General features: G+C 62.4%; 14 protein-coding genes. 12 read left to right on the forward strand and 2 right to left on the reverse strand.

The window, feature by feature from the left end:
* Positions 1-56 precede the first annotated feature (56 nt).
* The gene (locus tag H6A16_RS02215) at positions 57-1496 is read left to right on the forward strand and encodes a zinc ribbon domain-containing protein (protein WP_204615737.1); all 1440 of its coding nucleotides are present in this window, start codon (positions 57-59) and stop codon (positions 1494-1496) included.
* Positions 1497-1592: 96 nt separating this feature from the next.
* Here the strand turns inward: H6A16_RS02215 and H6A16_RS02220 are convergent, their stop codons facing one another.
* Entirely contained in the window at positions 1593-2675 is a 1083-nt protein-coding gene (locus H6A16_RS02220) for a DUF1385 domain-containing protein (RefSeq protein WP_204615739.1), read from the reverse strand.
* A 549-nt stretch (positions 2676-3224) separates the two neighbouring features.
* Here H6A16_RS02220 and H6A16_RS02225 point away from each other — a divergent pair.
* The 7 genes from H6A16_RS02225 to H6A16_RS02255 all read left to right on the forward strand — a co-directional run bounded on the left by H6A16_RS02225 (position 3225) and on the right by H6A16_RS02255 (position 11210).
* On the forward strand, positions 3225-4118 hold the full coding sequence (locus H6A16_RS02225) for an aldose 1-epimerase family protein (RefSeq protein WP_204615740.1): 894 nt from the start codon (positions 3225-3227) through the stop codon (positions 4116-4118).
* 336 nt (positions 4119-4454) lie between these two features.
* Positions 4455-5384 (forward strand): transporter substrate-binding domain-containing protein, encoded by a 930-nt coding sequence (locus H6A16_RS02230; protein ID WP_204615741.1) that lies wholly within the window; start codon positions 4455-4457, stop codon positions 5382-5384.
* 149 nt (positions 5385-5533) lie between these two features.
* Entirely contained in the window at positions 5534-6799 is a 1266-nt protein-coding gene (locus H6A16_RS02235) for an amino acid ABC transporter permease (RefSeq protein WP_204615742.1), read from the forward strand.
* A 3-nt stretch (positions 6800-6802) separates the two neighbouring features.
* Positions 6803-7558, forward strand: coding sequence for an amino acid ABC transporter ATP-binding protein (locus tag H6A16_RS02240; protein WP_275052333.1), 756 nt, complete (start codon positions 6803-6805; stop codon positions 7556-7558).
* A gap of 338 nt (positions 7559-7896) precedes the next feature.
* On the forward strand, positions 7897-8967 hold the full coding sequence (prfA, locus tag H6A16_RS02245) for a peptide chain release factor 1 (RefSeq protein WP_204615743.1): 1071 nt from the start codon (positions 7897-7899) through the stop codon (positions 8965-8967).
* Between the two features lie 551 nt (positions 8968-9518).
* Positions 9519-9794: an LPXTG cell wall anchor domain-containing protein gene (locus H6A16_RS02250; protein ID WP_204615744.1), complete on the forward strand. Its 276-nt coding sequence runs from the start codon at positions 9519-9521 to the stop codon at positions 9792-9794.
* Between the two features lie 204 nt (positions 9795-9998).
* Positions 9999-11210 carry a peptidylprolyl isomerase gene (locus H6A16_RS02255; RefSeq protein WP_204615745.1) on the forward strand — a complete coding sequence of 404 codons (1212 nt, stop codon included), beginning with the start codon at positions 9999-10001 and terminating at the stop codon, positions 11208-11210.
* A 489-nt stretch (positions 11211-11699) separates the two neighbouring features.
* Here H6A16_RS02255 and H6A16_RS02260 read toward each other — a convergent pair whose 3' ends face one another.
* Positions 11700-12875: a hypothetical protein gene (locus tag H6A16_RS02260; RefSeq protein ID WP_204615746.1), complete on the reverse strand. Its 1176-nt coding sequence runs from the start codon at positions 12873-12875 to the stop codon at positions 11700-11702.
* Between the two features lie 491 nt (positions 12876-13366).
* Between H6A16_RS02260 and H6A16_RS02265 the strand changes: the two genes are divergently transcribed.
* The 4 genes from H6A16_RS02265 (at position 13367) to H6A16_RS02280 (ending at position 16966) form a co-directional block, all read left to right on the forward strand.
* Complete coding sequence (locus tag H6A16_RS02265; RefSeq protein ID WP_204615747.1) at positions 13367-13810, forward strand: GatB/YqeY domain-containing protein; 444 nt, start codon at positions 13367-13369, stop codon at positions 13808-13810.
* 534 nt (positions 13811-14344) lie between these two features.
* Complete coding sequence (locus H6A16_RS02270; RefSeq protein WP_275052334.1) at positions 14345-15076, forward strand: amino acid ABC transporter ATP-binding protein; 732 nt, start codon at positions 14345-14347, stop codon at positions 15074-15076.
* Between the two features lie 114 nt (positions 15077-15190).
* Positions 15191-16063, forward strand: a complete 873-nt coding sequence (locus H6A16_RS02275) for a transporter substrate-binding domain-containing protein (RefSeq protein ID WP_204615749.1) — start codon at positions 15191-15193, stop codon at positions 16061-16063.
* Positions 16064-16213: 150 nt separating this feature from the next.
* Positions 16214-16966: an amino acid ABC transporter permease gene (locus tag H6A16_RS02280; protein WP_204615751.1), complete on the forward strand. Its 753-nt coding sequence runs from the start codon at positions 16214-16216 to the stop codon at positions 16964-16966.
* Position 16967 lies beyond the last annotated feature (1 nt).

Genomic DNA, 16967 nt, shown 5'->3' on the forward strand with positions numbered 1-16967 from the left:
TGAGGCTTCAGCCGGTCCGACCGCTTCGCGAAGGGCGGCACGTAAAGGAGGCTGCGATGATCTGTCCGTTCTGCCACGCCGAAATCGCCGACGGATCGGCGTTTTGCACCTCATGCGGATCGAAGATCCCGGCGCCGCGGACCGTGTGTCCCGCCTGTGGGGCTGCGGTCGAACCCGGCACCGCCTTCTGCGCGCATTGCGGCGCCAGCTTGAATGGCGCGACGGGCACGGCGACGGCGGGGAGCGCGTCGCCGGGCGAGACGGTGGTCGACTTGGCGCGCGACGCGGTCATGCCCAAGGCGGCCGGTCCCATGCCGCTGTCGAGCAGCTACCAGGCGCAGCGGCAATTCCAGCCCGGGCAAGCGCCCGCAACAAAGAAGAAGATGAGCGGCGGTAAGATCGCTGCGATCGCGGCGGGCGTGCTGGTCGTCGCCGGGCTTATCGGTGCGGGCGTCGGGTACACCATCGACCAGCAAAACAAGCGCGAGGCCGCCGAGCAAGCTGCCCAAGCCGCCGAAGATGTGGCGAACGCGCAGCACGAGGTGGCCATCAGCGTGTCGGGCGACGGCTGGGACACCGATGCCGGGGCGTCGCGCCTGCCTGTGCACGTGGTGGGTGCCGAGTCGACGGGCCTTTCGGTGAACGAGGTCCAGTACGTCGATTCCGCCGGTCAGGGACTCAGGCTGCGCCAGGGGACGTACAGCCTGAACGTATCGGCATCGCCTATCGCTGCCGACGGCACGGTGTTCACGGTGCCGAGCAACACCGTCTCGGTAAGCTTTACCTCGTCGGATGTCGACGAGCGTATCGACGCCACGTCTGCCGGCTCGTTCACGCTCGCGCCCATTGCAGCCCTCGACGTGACCGACGACGTCATCAGCGCCGCCTACGATGCCGCGCTTGCAGACACAACCGACGGCGCCCCCGACGCCGATGCTCTCAAGGATGCCGCCGTCAAGCGCCGCGACGACGCTGCTGCGAAGAAGGCCGCCGAGGAGCAGGCCGCTGCCGAGGAGGCCGCCCGCGAGGCGCGCCACGTGGTTGTCGCGAGCTACGAGCTCGACCTGCCCGAGTATTGGGATGGCCGCGTGACCGTGCAGGTCAACGGCGACGACGTGTATATCTACTCGAAGGCATATCCCGACTTGGAGGTCTGCCACATCTTCGTGCAGGACGGCCCGAGCGAGGTGATGGGCGACATCGGTAACGCCTGCCTGGGCGACGTGTCCTTGGGCGGCGGTAAGTACGCGACCGCCTGGGTGACGAACTGGGCCTATGTGATCGGCGAGGCCTACTTCCGGGATTCGTCCGATCCCGACGACTACTACACCATGAGCGAGGCGCGGGAGATCGTGGACATCCAATCGGGAGGTGCCGCTTCGTACGACAAGATCGTCGAGGACATCGACGCCTCCGGCGAGCCGTACTCCGACGATATGCTGCCGCTTCACAACTACCTGTACCACAACGTTATCGAGGCCATTCGGGCTCGGTAGGCTGCGGGGCGGGTGGCGCCCTGATGCCTCACGGCACAAAAGGGGGGCGGGCCTCGGTTCGAGGCCCGCCCCCCATGATGGTGTGATGGCGTGTGCTTACTCCGCTACTGCGGCCTCGGCGGCCGCGGCGCGCTCGCGCGCATCCACGCGCTTCAGTGCCTCGATGGCGCACTCGAGCATGCCCGGATCGGCTTTGCGTGTCGTCAGGCGCTGCATCTGCAGGCCGGGCCACAGGGCGATCTTGACGATGGGGTTGTCGGGATGCGATCCCGCCCACTTGACGGTGACCTCGTAGGACACGCCGGCGACGATCGGCAGCATGGCGAGGCGCGTCGCGAACACGAAGAGCGAGCGCACGATGCCCTCGAGCCCGAGTGCATCGGCCCAGGCACCGACGGGCAGCACCGCATGAAGGATCAGGGCCACCGCAATCGTCATGACCAGAAACGCGGTGCCGCAGCGCACGTGCAGGCGCGAGAACTTGGCGGCGTTTTCCGGCGTGAGCGGCAGGCCGTGCTCGAAGCAGTGGATGGACTGGTGCTCGGCACCGTGGTAGCCGTACATGCGCGCCATATCGGGGATGAGCCCCACGCCGCCCACGTACGCGATGAGCACGACGATACGCAGCAACGCCTCGACGAGGTTCCACACGAGCGAGTTGTCGGCCGTCAGCTCACCTACGATGAGGTTCGTGAGCAGCAACGGCACGGCGACGAAGATGCCAACGCCCAGCAGTACGCCGACGCACGCGGAAATGGCCATGGCGATGCCCATGCCCGAGCCGTCCTGCTCGTCGGCGTCGGCCTTGTCGGAAGTCGCGTCGGCATCGGGGGCGTCTGCGGAGTCGGCGCCCCCAGCGCCGGAGCCACTCTCGTCTTCGTCCTCGTCGAACACGAAGGCATGCTCGGACGCGATGTCCAGCGCGCGATACGCAAGCATCATCGACTCGGCGAACGATACGCAGCCGCGCACGATGGGCCAGCGCATCCAGCCGGGGCGTGTCGAGGGGTCCGGAAGGTCGTGTTCCTCGACGTACATGGTGCCGTCTTCGCAGCGTACGGCAACGGCCCAGTTGAGCTTGCCGCGCATCATGACGCCCTCGAGCGTGGCCGATCCTCCGATATGCGTGCAGAACAGTTCGCCCTCTTCGGCGATGTCCCGCTGCTGTTGCTTTGCCATGGGTTTCTCCCGGTCGGTTGGTTTCTGGAGTAGTAGCTTACCGCGCCTTGCCGCAAACGCGGTGCAGGCGACGTGTTTGCCCGATTAACCACATGCTCCGGGGTCGTGGCGGGCGGCATTCGACCTCAATCAGAGCCAAAAACTGTCCGAGATTAAAGTTAGTTCAGATATGCGTAACCCGAGCAAAACGGTCGGGTTTCGTTTTGGCCGTTTTGAGCCACACAGGACGCCAGCTAGGCAAGAAGCTGAGCCCGGATTAATACAAAACATAACATCAGCGTCTAAGCCGCGCGTCCAGCCCATCGAAAATCAACCCATAAAATCAGTGTACTTACGCATATCTGAACTAACTTTACAAAACAAACCCCCTTCCATTAAAAACGGGGCCAAATCCGATTCGCAAAGCCCCTCCCACGGCCTCGCGAGGGCCATTTTGCGCTGTCTCGTCGGCCAGAATCGCCGCCCGCTGCCGCGCAGGACGATCCACAAAGCTCTCGCGCTATAGTGAAGGTGCATGTTCGCTCTATTCCCTTACCGCAAGGAGAAGCCATGTCCATCACCACTATCTCGCGCGGCGGCCTGACCTCCAGCATCGACAGCATGGGCGCCCAGCTCTGCAGCCTGGCGCTCGACGGCAAGGAATATCTCTGGCAGGCAGATCCCGCTTTCTGGGGCAAGCACGCTCCCGTGCTGTTCCCGATCGTGGGCAACCTGCGCAATGACGAGGCGACATCGGTCGCCGGCCCCTGCCATATGGGCCGTCACGGCGTCGCGCGCATCAACGAGCACGCCATAGCCCAGATAGCCGATGATGGTTCGTCGGTAACCTTCGAGCTCACGGACACCGCTGAGACCCTTGAGGCCTACCCGTACCGCTTCAAGCTCAACATGACCTACGCGCTCACGGGTCCCGCGTCGCTTACGCAGACCTTCACGGTCACTAATACGGGCGACGTCGACCTGCCGTTCTCGGTGGGCGGCCATCCGGCATTCAACATCCCCGCGCCCGGCGGTGCCGAGGCGGGCGAAGTCTTCGAGGACTACGAGTTCCGCTTCGCGGAGCCCTGGACGGCCACCTGTCCCAAGATCGTGGCCGGCGGTCTCGCCGACCCCACCGACACCTTCACGCCGCTTGAGCAGTCCGACACGCTCCAGCTCACGCGCGACTGCTTCGCGTACGACACCATGGTGCTCGACCATGTGCCCGCAAACACCGTGTCGCTCGTGGGCACCAAGTCCGGCCACGGCATCAAGGTCGACTTCCCCGGATTCGACTTTTTGGGCGTGTGGTCGGCGCCCGGAGCGCCCTTCGTGGCGATCGAGCCTTGGACGGGCCACGCGACCCTCACCACCGAGGACGACGTCCTGGAGCACAAGGAGGGCATCACCATCCTGCCGCCGGGTGCCATAGACGAGCGCTCCTTCACGATCACGCTGCTGTAACGCCGCTGCATACGAACCGTGGACGCGGGCCGTACCCACAGGGTGCGGCCCGCTCGCGTTCCCGCACGCTGGGCAACGCTTCCGCAGGCCCATCGAGATCTGCCTGCACCTCGATGCCGCACGAGAGCTGTTTTGGCATACCGTTTGCTGCGATTATTCGGTTACATGCGTGTTTCGTCGGCTTTCACTCTAGCCTTTCGTATACGCGCGCGGTATGCTGCCAGCTTGTACGCGTAACTTTCTCGCATTAAGTTGCAAGGGGGAGGGGAATGGGTCCCCTCCGGTTGCGCCGTACGGAAGGGGTCATACACAAAACTTTTTGGAAGGGAAACCATCATGACCAAGAATTCCTTTGCAAACGCGCAACCTGGGCAGTGCTCTCGTCGCGACTTCCTCAAGCTCTCCGGGCTCACGGCGTTCAGCGTGGGAGGCATGATGTTCCTGACCGGATGCGGCCCCGCCGCGCAGGATTCCGGTGACGCCGACGACACCGATGCCGCTGCGGACGACGCCGCCGGCGAGGCTACGCTCGGCGATGGCACCACGCTGCGCGTCGGCATGGAGGCCGCCTACGCCCCGTATAACTGGCAGGTCACCGAGGCCAGCGACTACACCATCCCCATCGACAACGTCGACGGTGCCTATGCCGACGGCTACGACGTGCAGGTCGCCAAGATCATCGCCGAGGGCCTGGGCATGGAGGCCGTCGCGGTCAAGCTCGACTTCGCTGCGCTTATCGACTCGCTCAACAACGGCCAGATCGACATCGTCTGCGCCGGCATGTCCGTCACCCCGGAGCGCGAGGAGTCCGCGGACTTCACCGATTCCTATGTTGACGACGACATCGTCATGATTACCAAGAAGGACTCCGCTTACGCCGGCGCCACCACGTTCGCCGAGCTCGCGGGCGCGTCCATCCTGGGCCAGGCCGCCACGATGTACGACGACGTTATCGAGCAGATCCCCGACGTCAACCACATGACGCCTGCCGAGACCGTGCCCCTGGTCGTCGAGAACCTGTCAAGCGGCACCTGCGACATCATCACCTACTCCATGCTGTCGGTGCCCAAGCTGCTCGAGACCTACCCCGATTTCGTCGAGCTCGAGATGACCGACAAGTTCGAGGGCTCCGTCATGCCCGACAACGCGGCCATTGCCAAGGGCAACGACGCCGTGCTCGAGCAGATCAACGAGATCATCGCCGGCATCTCCGAGGAGGACCGCCAGACGATGTGGAACGAGTGCATGGATCGCCAGCCCGCCTAATGCGCAGGTAGAGCACCCATTAGCTCCATGTCATATACCGTTTGAACGGGGCGCGCAACGGCTGTGTAAGCCGCTGCGCGCCTTAGGCGTATCAGAACCGCTGTTATGGGCCGAACCGTATCGGCCGGCATCTACTAAAGGAGAGAACCATGAGCTCAGCCCTATCAGGCGAGCAGCGGGCAGCAACCAAGCGGGGCCGTGTGGCCTCGTTTGTGCTCGACGACCATCGCTACGTGCTGCTGGGCACGGGCGTCGTTGCCTTTATCGGCATGATGCTTTCGAGTCAGCCCCGCCCCGCCCTGAGCTTCCTTGCCAACGCCTTCACCGTCGAGCTGGTGATGTACTACCTGCTCGCGGCATGGCTCGTCGTGAGCGCCGTTGCGCTCGTGTTCAAGCTCACCCACTGGAAGAACTACGCCGCCACCGCGCCGTTCACCAAGCCGGCCGTCGCCCGCGTGCTGCGGTATGCGTCCTACGTCGTGTGGGCGATGACGCTCGTGCTCATCGTGGACCGCGTGGTCATGGGCATCGCGTCGGCGTGGCAGGTCGCCGTGGCCGCCGAGTCGCGCCCGACCGACGACATGCTCCAGAGCATGTGCTACATCCTGTGGAACGGCCGCGCCACCTTTGCCACTGGCCTCATGACCACCATCGAGCTTGCGGTGTTCGGCACGGTGATCGCGTTCTTCCTGGCGCTTTTGCTCGTGTTCTGCCGCATCCAGACTATCGACCGCCCCGATAACGACTTCGTGCGTTTCCTCAAGGTCGTGGGTTGCGGCTTTGCCAAGGTCTACTCCACCGTCGTGCGCGGCACGCCGATGATGGTGCAGGCGATGATCATCTACTTCGGCATCTTCGGCATCCTGCGCACCACCGACCTCACCACCACGCAGATCAACACCATCTGGTCGGCGTTCGTAGCGGGTCTCGTGACCATCACGCTCAACTCGACCGCCTACATGATGGAGGTCCTGCGCGGCGGCATCGAGTCGGTCGACCTCGGCCAGACCGAGGCGGCGCGCTCGCTCGGCCTCTCGCAGTGGCAGGCCATGCGTAAGGTCGTGTTCCCGCAGGGCGTCAAGTACGCCATCCCGGGCCTGTCCAACGAGCTCATCATCAACATCAAGGACTCGTCGGTGCTCTCGGTTATCGGCACGTTCGACCTCATGTTTGCCAACACGACCGTATCGGGCATCTACTACCAGCAGTTCCAGACGAGCCTGATCGTCACCGTGGTGTACCTTATCTTGACGCTCGTGGCGTCGTGGCTGCTCGGCCGCTTCGCGCATCACTTCGACGTCAAGCCCGAGCCGTTCGGCAGCTCGTCCGACCAGAACATCGTTATCGAAGAGATTGAGCCCGTTCCCGTTCGCGATGGCGAGAACCATCGCCGCGGCTGGGGTCAGGGGAGGTAGCCCATGGCGACTGTAAACGCATCCGAGCCGATGGTTCGCATCGAGGGCCTGCGCAAGTCGTTCGGCAGCCATGAGGTGCTGCGCGACATCAATCTCGACGTCATGCCCGGCCAGGTGGTCACGATCATCGGCGCCTCCGGCTCCGGCAAGTCGACGCTTCTGCGCTGCATCAACCTGCTCGAGACGCCCGACGCCGGACACGTGTGGTTCCACGGCGCCGACCTGGCCGCCGAGCACGTGGACGTCAACCGCCTGCGCGAGAAGATCGGCATGGTGTTCCAGGGCTTCAACCTGTTCAACAACATGAACGTGCTGGACAACTGCACGCTTGCGCCCGTGACGCTCAAGAAGATGAAGAAGGCCGAGGCCGAGAAGGTCGCCATGGGGCACCTCGAGTCCGTGGGCCTTGCCGACTTCGCGCGCGCCAGCGTGAGCACGCTGTCCGGCGGTCAGAAGCAGCGCGTGGCCATCGCGCGCGCCCTGTGCATGCAGCCCGACCTCATGCTGTTCGACGAGCCGACCTCCGCGCTCGACCCCGAGATCGTGGGCGAGGTGCTCGAGGTCATGCGCGGCCTTGCGCGCGACGGCATGACGATGGTCGTGGTCACGCACGAGATGGCCTTTGCCAAGACCGTTTCGGACCGCGTTGTCTTCATGGACAAGGGAGTCATCGCGGAGGAGGGCACGCCGGCCGAGATCTTCGGCGCGCCCAAGCACCCGCGCACGCGCGAGTTCCTGTCCCGCTATCTGGACGATTAGCGCCTGGCGGGGATACACCGTTTTGGATTGTTGCGCTCCGGCGTCGCGTGTGCGGCCCGGAGCGTTTTTTGCGACAAGATTGAACCCGGCACCATCTTGTCGGCATGCCTGGTCTGTGAACGTTTTGCGCACGTCAGGACCCCCAACGGCCCCGACGCATCGCCCGCGCTTGCCCCACGCGCCAAGGCGGGTATGATAGATGGCCGAGAGAAAGGAATCGCGCGTGTATCTTAAATTCGACATGTTCTAGCTGGGCTCATATGCTGCTCGCCTGCCGAGCGACCCCGTTTCATGTTCATGCTGCGGGCGCGTGCCCGCCGACTGCAAAGGATTTCATCATGCGCGACAAGCTGGAAAAACTCATCATCGCCTACGAGGAGCTCGAGCGTAAGCTCTCCGACCCCTCGGTGGCCTCCGATATCAAGGAGTTCACGCGCCTCAACAAGGAGTACGCGCATCAGACGCCGCTGGTAACGGCAGCTCGCGAGTACCTCAGCGCGCTCGACGACATCGAGGCCGCCAAGGAGATGCAGCGCGACACGTCCGATCCGGATGAGAAGGCCATGCTGCAGGAGGACATCGCCGCCAACGAGGCCAAGCTGCCGCAGCTCGAGGAAGACATCAAGTTCATGCTCATCCCCGGCGACCCTAACGACGAGAAGAACACCATCGTCGAGATCCGCTCCGCCGCTGGTGGCGACGAGGCGGCTATCTTCGCGGGTGACCTGTTCAAGATGTACCAGCGCTTCTGCGACCACCAGGGTTGGAAGCTCGAGGTGCTCGACTCCAGCCCCAGCGACGCGGGCGGCTTCAAGAGCATCGAGTTCAAGGTCAACGGCGACAAGGTCTACTCCGTCATGAAGTACGAGTCTGGCGTGCACCGCGTGCAGCGCGTGCCCAAGACCGAGAGCCAGGGCCGTATCCAGACCTCGACGGCCACCGTCGCCGTGCTGCCCGAGGCCGACGAGATCGACGTGCAGATCAACCAGTCCGACCTGCGCATCGACACGTACTGCGCCTCCGGCCCCGGCGGCCAGTGCGTGAACACCACGTACTCCGCGGTGCGCATCACCCACCTGCCCACCAACACCGTCGTGCAGTCGCAGGAGCAGCGCTCGCAGATCCAGAACCGCGAAGTCTGCATGCAGATGCTGCGCGCTCGTCTGTACGAGATGGAGCTCGAGAAGCAGCAGGCTGAGCTTGGCGCCGAGCGTCAGAGCCAGATCGGCCATGGCAACCGTTCGGAGAAGATCCGCACGTACAACCAGCCGCAGGACCGCGTGACCGACCACCGCATCGGCTTCAACTCCACCTACAACGGCGTGCTGCTGGGCGACCAGCTGAGCGCCGTGATCGAGGCGCTTGCCGCCGCCGATCGTGCGGAGAAGCTCGCGGAGGCCGTGGACTAAGCTTCTGAATGCCGTAAACGGCAGGGAGAGATATCGCCAGGGAAACGGGCGAGGGGAGAGCGACGCCCCTCGCCCGTTTTCGTGAAAGCTACAGCGAGTTCGTGGGCGAGGGCGGCAGCTTCGTTTTCGCCGCCAATGCCGAAGCGGTTCAGTCCAAGAACAGCGAAGATGCCGCTTTGCCCGACAAGGGATGGCCGACCGCTGAGGCATCCGGTAACAACCGGATGCAAATGAAGGCACGACTACGTTCGACGGGGAGTAGTAGATACGGGAAATCGAAGCAGAGGATTCTTTGGGCGACTTGGGCTTTCCGTTATGGTGCTCGTCATGGCGCTTGCGGTCGGTGATGGTTGCTGCTCCTGTACGGGTAAGAGCGGCTGAAGACGGCGCTGGAGATAAGGTAACCGTCAAGGTTGATGATACGTCCGCTAACGGTTGGTATACCGGATCGGCAACTATCGAGGTCCCCTTTGGTGACTATACGGCGACCGAGGATGAGGGTTGGGCGTGGCGCTACGACCCGACCGTCGAGGTCTGGTCGAGCAGCACCGATGACGGAGCACGAGGACGAGGAGCCCGAGCCCGGCCCCGGTCCCGACGAGCCGGACACCCCGGATGCGCCTGATACGCCCGACACCCCGGACACCCCGGACGACGGCGGCAAGCCTGGCCCCGGCGACGCCCCGGTCGACAAGACCGACAAGCCGCACGCCGACGCTCTCGCCCAAACCGGCGACAACACCCTGCTCATCGTGGGCGGCATCGGCATCGCCGCCGTGATCGTCATCATCGCCGGCATCGCCCTGCGCCGCCGCCAGCGCTCCTAGCCCTTGCCTTGTGGGGGCGGTGTGAACGGAAGGCCGTTCGCACCGCCCCCATTGCGTATGCGCTCTGTGGTTATCGCGAGCTGCCATGGCAGCTCCAAGCTCCCTGTGCGAAAATACTGAGAGTTTTGCACGTAGAACCATGCGCCGCTGCAGGGCGCCCGCGTCGCGCCCGAGCGCGAACAGCATAGCCGGAAAGGGTTACACATGTTGAACAAGAGTCCGCGCATCAAGCGCGACAACGAGCCTAAGCCCGAGGAGGCCCCGACCTCCAAAAAGGAGCGCAAGACGACCCATAAGGAGAAGGTCCACAAGGGCGTCATGATCGTGGTCGTGGCCATCGGCTGCGCCGCCATGCTGCTCTCCGTGACCGCCATGGCGTGCTCCGGCGTTCTCAACCAGGTGACCACGCAGGAGAGCTACCAGCTCACCGGCGGTGTGGCCGCTACGGTCAAGGGCGTGAACATCACCGAGGACACCATCACCAAGCAGATCATGTCCATCCGCAACGCCTACGGCCACGGCAGCGACGGCAGCTGGGCCCAGTACCTCGTCGACAACGACCTGACCCCCGAGAGCTACCGCGAGCAGACCATCGAGTCCTACGCCGACCAGTATCTCCAGCAGGCCGCCATCAACGAGAACGACATCACCGTCTCCGACGAGGAGGTCGAGGAGGCCTGGCAGAATGCCTGCTCGAGCTACGGCGGCGAGGACGAGTTCATCGAGCAGCTGTCCACCTACGGCTACACCGAGGACACCTACAAATCCAGCCTCAAGAACAGCCTGGCCCAGGACAAGCTCAAGGAGGCCGTCGCCCCCACCGAGAACCCGACCGATCAGGACATCATCGACTACCTGAACGAGAACCTCGACACCTACAACGACGCCCGCCGCTCCTCCAACCTGCTGATTTCGGTTGCCTCCGACGCCACCGACGAGGAGAAGGAGGAGGCCCGCGCCAAGGCGCAGGAGGCCCTCGACAAGATCAACTCCGGCGAGCTCTCCTTCGAGGACGCCGTCGAGCAGTACTCCGACGATACCGGCTCCAAGGATGACGGCGGCGACGTGGGCTGGGACAAGCTCACGAGCTTCGTGACCGAGTACCAGGACGCCCTGTCGCAGATGTCCGTCGGCCAGGTGAGCGACATCGTCGAGACCACCTACGGCTACCACATCATCAAGTGCACCGACTACTTCCACGTGGACGACCAGGTCACCTCGATCGACCAGGTGCCCGAGGAGATGCGCGACTACATCTCCAACATCGTGAAGACCCAGGCGCAGAGCGAGGCCTACACCAACTGGTGGAACGACTACAAGGAGAAGGCCGACCTGCAGATCAACCCCATGCCCGAGAACGTTCCCTACAACGTGAGTCTCGACGGCGTGACGAAGTCCACCGGCAGCGCCGAGTAGCGCGAGCCGTACATATCCCGCACGTAAGGGCCGAGAGGAGCGATCCTCTCGGCCCTTTTGCAGTATTGGTCACGAGTAAAGGGTTCTGAAAGGTTAGACGGTTGTTCGTTGAGTTGCCGTTCGACTCTCTTGGATGAAATCGCCACTTTTGTACCGCTGGATGCAGGGTGTAGGGGCTGTATAAGGCAAATAAAGTTGCCAAATCATACATAGCTGACAAAACGGACTTACCGATAGATCCTTTTTGGCCTATGAGAAAGACCCGTTCGTACCCTGCCGGGTACAAAAGTGGCGATTTCATCCAAACAGGGGGTTATTTACTCTCGAATGATTGTCCTACGGCTAGTTTTTACAGCGCGCCGGCAAAGCCGAGCCTGGTGGGTCACCCGCATATGCGTTCAATTTCTAAAAACAAGGTACAAGTTCCAGACGCAAACGCCCCGCGTGAATGCAATGTAGGGCGCCTCTTCTTCGCGCCATGCTCAACGGCTACACCGGCGGCATGCCTACAGCTTTTCTCAAATCGTTGAGCAGCCTGTCTTGTAGTTTGCGATACTCTTTGACCTGGTAGCGATACCTGACTCCCGCGAACCTGTGTATCGTTTCGGCAATGGCTTCGAGTGCCGTTATGCTTGCCATTTGCTTCCTGTCGATCACGATAACGCGCACTCCCATTCCCTGAAGTCCGTTGTTGCGATTGGCATCGTGTATGCGCGAATTAACCAGTTCATGCCCGATGCCGTTGTACTCGATGTCGGATTTTGCCGCCGGGATGTATAGGTCACAGTCCGCATATGGCATGCCGTCGGCCATGGCTACCGCGTTGTCGTTGAAGTCGAGGCGAAAGTTGAGCAGCACTCCCTGGGGAAGCGCCGCGCAATTGAATCCACCGTATCGATGCGGGAGGCCGAACATGCCGTACTGAACCGATTCGGCCGGGGAGCGCGATCCCTCCGCCGCATAGCGAACGGCGCGTCGGAACGTTTCATCAATCCCTCTAGTCGTCCAAGCGGCAAGCGCTTCGAGTTCTTCGAGCGTCGTCGCCGCTTCACAACCGTTATGGATTTGATCGACAACAGCTGCGACTATCTTGGTCTCTCGAGTCTGCGAATCAGCAAGCACGTCTTCGTCCGATATATGTGGTGGGTCATCGTCTTCTGACTTTCCCTCGGTCTGTTGTTCTGAGCTTGTATCGCTGCCGTCTAGGTTGGGCCATGTTTTGCCATTCTCGAGGGGAAATGTCGCCTCCGGCGGAAGCGTGTAGGCGCCTAGCAGCTCCATAATCAGCATGAACGTCTGCGCAAACGTATGGCTGCGCGCGTAGAGCAGCGCCGTGAACGCAGGCGAGGTGCAGCATATATCTGGCTCGATCTGCATGAGTGCATGATGCGGGAGCGTACCAGAGAAGACCGTGCAACGAATGCCTCCCTTGTTCCTGCGGTGCGAGGCATCGGCCACGAGGACCCATAGGTCGCCATCGTCGGCTTCCTCATAAAACCCTTTGCGAGACAAAGAGGCAAAGTCAATCTGGCTCTGGTTGGGCAGGCAGCGCCTGAAAGCCTCTTCCTGTTGTTGATCACCGAGTGGGTGCCATGTCAGGGCAGAATACGACCGTCGTGCGGCTCGGATGCCGCGGACGGAAGATATGCCAGTAATAATAATCATACAAATGATAATAACATCCGGACATTAATAAAGTATGTGAAAACATACTAAATGATACAAGGCGACAAAGAATCACTTCATGATGGTTCATGATTCGTCAGAGGTCACTCTCCTGTACCCGTCGCTCCTTTTTGGGTTTGAAGGCAGTGGCTTGAGAGGCGTGGATGGAATTGCGACTTTTGTACCGCAGAGCCCTGCTGTCCGCGGTTCCATTCCGATGTTCGAAGGCCACAGGCTACGCGCGATGTCCTGCTTCTGTGGCAGAACTGACGTTTTGACCGCTTTGGGCAGATGAATTGACGGGCGTGTCGAAGCGTCTCTGACCTAGGTGAGGTAATTCGGGTACATAACTCACGATTTCATCCAAGGAGGTTGCTTGAGCACGCGCGAGGCAGCCGCTGCCCCCTGATCGGCGCCCGTCAGCCCGCGGCGGGCAGGTAGAATGGAGGGCGCACAGAAGCAAGGTCACCAACCGAGAAACGGAGCACGATATGACAAGCGAAGAGCTGCACAACGAGATGGTCGCGGCCATGAAGGCCAAGGACAAGACCCGCCTGTCCATCATCCGCCAGGTGATTGGCGAGGTGAAGAACCTCGAGGTCAACGAGCGTCGCGACGCCACCGAGGAGGACGTCAACAGCATGATCAAGCGCCTGATCAAGCAGACGGGCGAGACGCTCGAGATGTCCATCAAGGCTGCCAACAACCAGGAGCGCACCGACACCCTGACCGAGCAGGTCAAGATCCTCGAGAGCCTGCTGCCTGCCCAGGTGACCGGCGATACCCTGATCGAGCTCATCGAGAGCACCATCGCCGAGCTGGGCGCCAGCAGCAAGAAGGACATGGGCCGCGTGATGGGCGCACTCGGCAAGGCCACGGGCGGCAACTTCGACAAGCCCATGGCCGCCAAGGAGGTCGGCGCCCGCCTGGCATAGCGCCGCGCCCCGCAGCCATCAAAGCGAAAGCAAACGAAGGCCCGTCCCGGCAAAGTCCGGGGCGGGCCTTCGCGTGACCGCGCGAACCGCTTGCGGGCCGCCGCGGCAGCGCCGCCACCAGCCGTCTACCTGCGCCATCGCCGATGCGTGCATATTATGTGCCGCATCGCCCGACATCATGTTAAATCGGTGAGCCGCCCCGCCAACCTGCGCCCCGACAACGGCGCAGGTAACCAAACTGTTTCGGAATCCTCCCAGCAAACACTCCATCAAAGCGATGCGTATAATGGGACTCCCCAAGGGTAAAAGGATGCGCAACTGCTGCATTCGCACGCTCTTTTATCGAATAATCCGTATGCGCTACACTGTTGGCCATATGTAACCGTTCGATTACCGACTCGTTGCGGGAGCTCGGAACTACCGAAGCCCGCCCGCACACGACCGTACAATATGTGAGCCGCGCTGATCCGCACCACCCGCTCGGCAGGTGGTTGGTGCATCGCGCGCCCGGCGAAGAAGGAAGGAACCGCGTACATGGCCGATATGATCGAAATCCGCGGGCTGAACAAGTACTTCGGCGATCTGCATGTCCTGAAGGACATCAACCTGACCGTCAAGGCGGGCGAGAAGCTCGTTGTCATCGGACCCTCCGGCTCCGGCAAGTCCACGCTCATCCGCTGCATCGACTACCTCGAGGAGCCCACGAGCGGCGACGTCGTCATCGACGGCATCCCGCTGACCAAGAAGAACCACCTGGAGATGGCCCGCAAGTACAGCTCCATGGTGTTCCAGCAGTTCAACCTGTATCCCAACATGACGGTGCTGGGCAACCTGACCCTCGCGCCGATCAAGCTGCAGAAGAAGAGCAAAGAGGAGGCCACCCGCGCCGCCATGGCCGCGCTCGAGCGCGTCGGCTTGGCTGCAAAAGCGGGTGAGTATCCTCAGAACCTCTCCGGCGGCCAGCAGCAGCGCGTCGCCATCGCGCGCGCCATGTGCACCAAGCAGCCCATCATCCTGTTCGACGAGCCCACCTCGGCGCTTGACCCGGAGATGATCCAGGAGGTGCTCGACGTCATGATCGAGCTCGCCCAGGAGAACATCACCATGGTCTGCGTGACCCACGAGATGAACTTCGCCAAGCAGGTGGCCGACCGCGTCATCTTCATGGACGACGGCCAGATTCTCGAGGAGGGCACGCCGGAGCACTTCTTCACCAACCCGCAGAACCCTCGCTGCAAGGACTTCCTCAACAAGATCCTGCACTAACCGCGGCACCGCGCGGGCGCAGATGTCGCCCGCCAGCTGCCCATATCTTGGAGCCCCTGCGACCTTTCGTCGCAGCTGGCCATATCCGTACCGAATTTGGAAGGGGTACCGATTATGAAGAACATCTCTCGTCGCAATTTCCTGCAGGTCTGTGGACTCGGCATCGTCGCGGCTGCTGGCGCAAGCGCGCTCACTGGCTGCGGTGGCAGCGATTCCGGTAGCGGCTCCACCGCTGGCGATTCCGGCTCCAAGGTCGAGGCCATCAAGGCCCGCGGCAAGCTCAACTGCGGCGTCAAGGCTGACGTTCTGGGCTATGGCTACCTGAACACCGAGACCAACGAGTACGAGGGCCTCGAGATCGACCTATGCTACCAGGTCGCCGCGGCGGTCCTGGGTGTTTCCTACGACGAGGCCAAGGAGAAGAAGCTCTGCGAGTTTACGACCGTGACGCCCAAGACCCGCGGCCCGCTCATCGACAACGACTCCCTCGACATCGTCTGCGCGACCTACACCATCACGCCCGAGCGTGAGGAGGACTGGGACTTCTCCACGTCCTACCGTACCGACTCCGTCGGCATCATGGTCATGAAGTCCTCCGGCATCGCCGAGATGGCCGACTTCGACGGCAAGATCATCGGCGTGTCCCAGGGTTCCACCACCAAGGACGCTATCCTCACCATGTTCGAGGAGAAGGGCATCGGCGCCACGCCCGAGTTCAAGGAGTACCCGGACTACCCGTCCATCAACTCCGCGCTCGAGTCTGGCAACATCGACGCCTTCGCCATGGACCGCTCCACGCTGAACACCTACATGAACGACCAGAAGGAGCTCGTCCAGCCCGACATCGAGTTCGGTACGCAGGATTACGGCATCGCCTCCAAGAAGGGCTCCGACCTGTCCGACGTCGTCGATGAGACCGTTACCGAGCTGCTCGACAACGGCTGGATGGATGAGGAGATCACCACCTGGCTGGGCGCGAGCGCGTAACCGTAGCCGATAGCTACCTGCGGGGCGGACGCCAGATACGGACGTCCGCCCCTGTGTTGTCTTCAGATAAGGCTGGTTCGTGAGAATCATGGGCCGCGCGGCCTTCGCTGCGCACCGGTCTCATCTTGAGACAGATTGGAAAGGAGAGATATGCTCGACGGGCTGTTTGACGCCAAGCGTTGGGAGATCACGATGGCGGAGATGCCTGCGCTGTGGGAGGGCTTTGCCTTCACGCTGCAGGTGGTTGTCGCCGGTCTGCTGATCTCGCTCGTGCTGGGCACCATCTTGGGCGTCTTCTCGACGACGCGTTCGCGCGTGCTGCGACTGATCAGCCGCATCTACGTTGAGTTCTTCCAGAACACGCCCCTGCCGGTGCAGGTGTTCTTCTACTACATGGCCGGTCCGCGCGTGCTGCAGATGATCACGGGCGCCGAGAGCCCCGTGCGCCTTTCGGCCTTCGCCATCGGTGCGCTCGGCGTGGGCCTGTACCATGCCGCGTACATTTCCGAGGTCATCCGCACGGGCATCGAGTCCGTGCCGCGCGGTCAGATGGAGGCGGCGCTTTCGCAGGGCTTCACCCGCGTGCAGTCCTACATCTACATCATCCTGCCGCAGACCTTCAAGGTCATCCTGCCCCCGCTGTGCAACCAGGCGTTGAACCTGGTCAAGAACACCTCGGTGCTCGCGCTCATCGCCGGCGGCGACCTCATGTACAACGCGGACAACTTCGTGTCGACTTACGGCTACCTGCAGGGCTACATCATGGCCTGTGTGCTGTACTTCATCATCTGCTTCCCGCTGGCCATTCTGGTCCAGTGGCTCGAGCGCCGCTCCAAGCGCCGTCCGCGCGCCAAGAACATCCCGGGCATCACCCCCGCCCCCGAGCCCGCAAAGGAGGCGTAAC

The organism is Collinsella tanakaei (genome assembly GCF_016900375.1).
In the GTDB taxonomy this organism is placed as follows: Bacteria; Actinomycetota; Coriobacteriia; order Coriobacteriales; family Coriobacteriaceae; genus Collinsella.

What these genes read in the sequence shown, in the direction of transcription:
- H6A16_RS02230 (WP_204615741.1), top strand. Translation starts at nt 4,455, where the DNA reads ATGACCAAGAATTCCTTTGCAAACGCGCAACCTGGGCAGTGCTCTCGT.
- H6A16_RS02265 (WP_204615747.1), top strand. Translation starts at nt 13,367, where the DNA reads ATGACAAGCGAAGAGCTGCACAACGAGATGGTCGCGGCCATGAAGGCC.
- H6A16_RS02220 (WP_204615739.1), bottom strand. Translation starts at nt 2,675, where the DNA reads ATGGCAAAGCAACAGCAGCGGGACATCGCCGAAGAGGGCGAACTGTTC.
- H6A16_RS02240 (WP_275052333.1), top strand. Translation starts at nt 6,803, where the DNA reads ATGGCGACTGTAAACGCATCCGAGCCGATGGTTCGCATCGAGGGCCTG.
- H6A16_RS02270 (WP_275052334.1), top strand. Translation starts at nt 14,345, where the DNA reads ATGGCCGATATGATCGAAATCCGCGGGCTGAACAAGTACTTCGGCGAT.
- prfA (WP_204615743.1), top strand. Translation starts at nt 7,897, where the DNA reads ATGCGCGACAAGCTGGAAAAACTCATCATCGCCTACGAGGAGCTCGAG.
- H6A16_RS02280 (WP_204615751.1), top strand. Translation starts at nt 16,214, where the DNA reads ATGCTCGACGGGCTGTTTGACGCCAAGCGTTGGGAGATCACGATGGCG.
- H6A16_RS02255 (WP_204615745.1), top strand. Translation starts at nt 9,999, where the DNA reads ATGTTGAACAAGAGTCCGCGCATCAAGCGCGACAACGAGCCTAAGCCC.
- H6A16_RS02250 (WP_204615744.1), top strand. Translation starts at nt 9,519, where the DNA reads ATGACGGAGCACGAGGACGAGGAGCCCGAGCCCGGCCCCGGTCCCGAC.
- H6A16_RS02235 (WP_204615742.1), top strand. Translation starts at nt 5,534, where the DNA reads ATGAGCTCAGCCCTATCAGGCGAGCAGCGGGCAGCAACCAAGCGGGGC.
- H6A16_RS02260 (WP_204615746.1), bottom strand. Translation starts at nt 12,875, where the DNA reads ATGATTATTATTACTGGCATATCTTCCGTCCGCGGCATCCGAGCCGCA.
- H6A16_RS02225 (WP_204615740.1), top strand. Translation starts at nt 3,225, where the DNA reads ATGTCCATCACCACTATCTCGCGCGGCGGCCTGACCTCCAGCATCGAC.
- H6A16_RS02215 (WP_204615737.1), top strand. Translation starts at nt 57, where the DNA reads ATGATCTGTCCGTTCTGCCACGCCGAAATCGCCGACGGATCGGCGTTT.
- H6A16_RS02275 (WP_204615749.1), top strand. Translation starts at nt 15,191, where the DNA reads ATGAAGAACATCTCTCGTCGCAATTTCCTGCAGGTCTGTGGACTCGGC.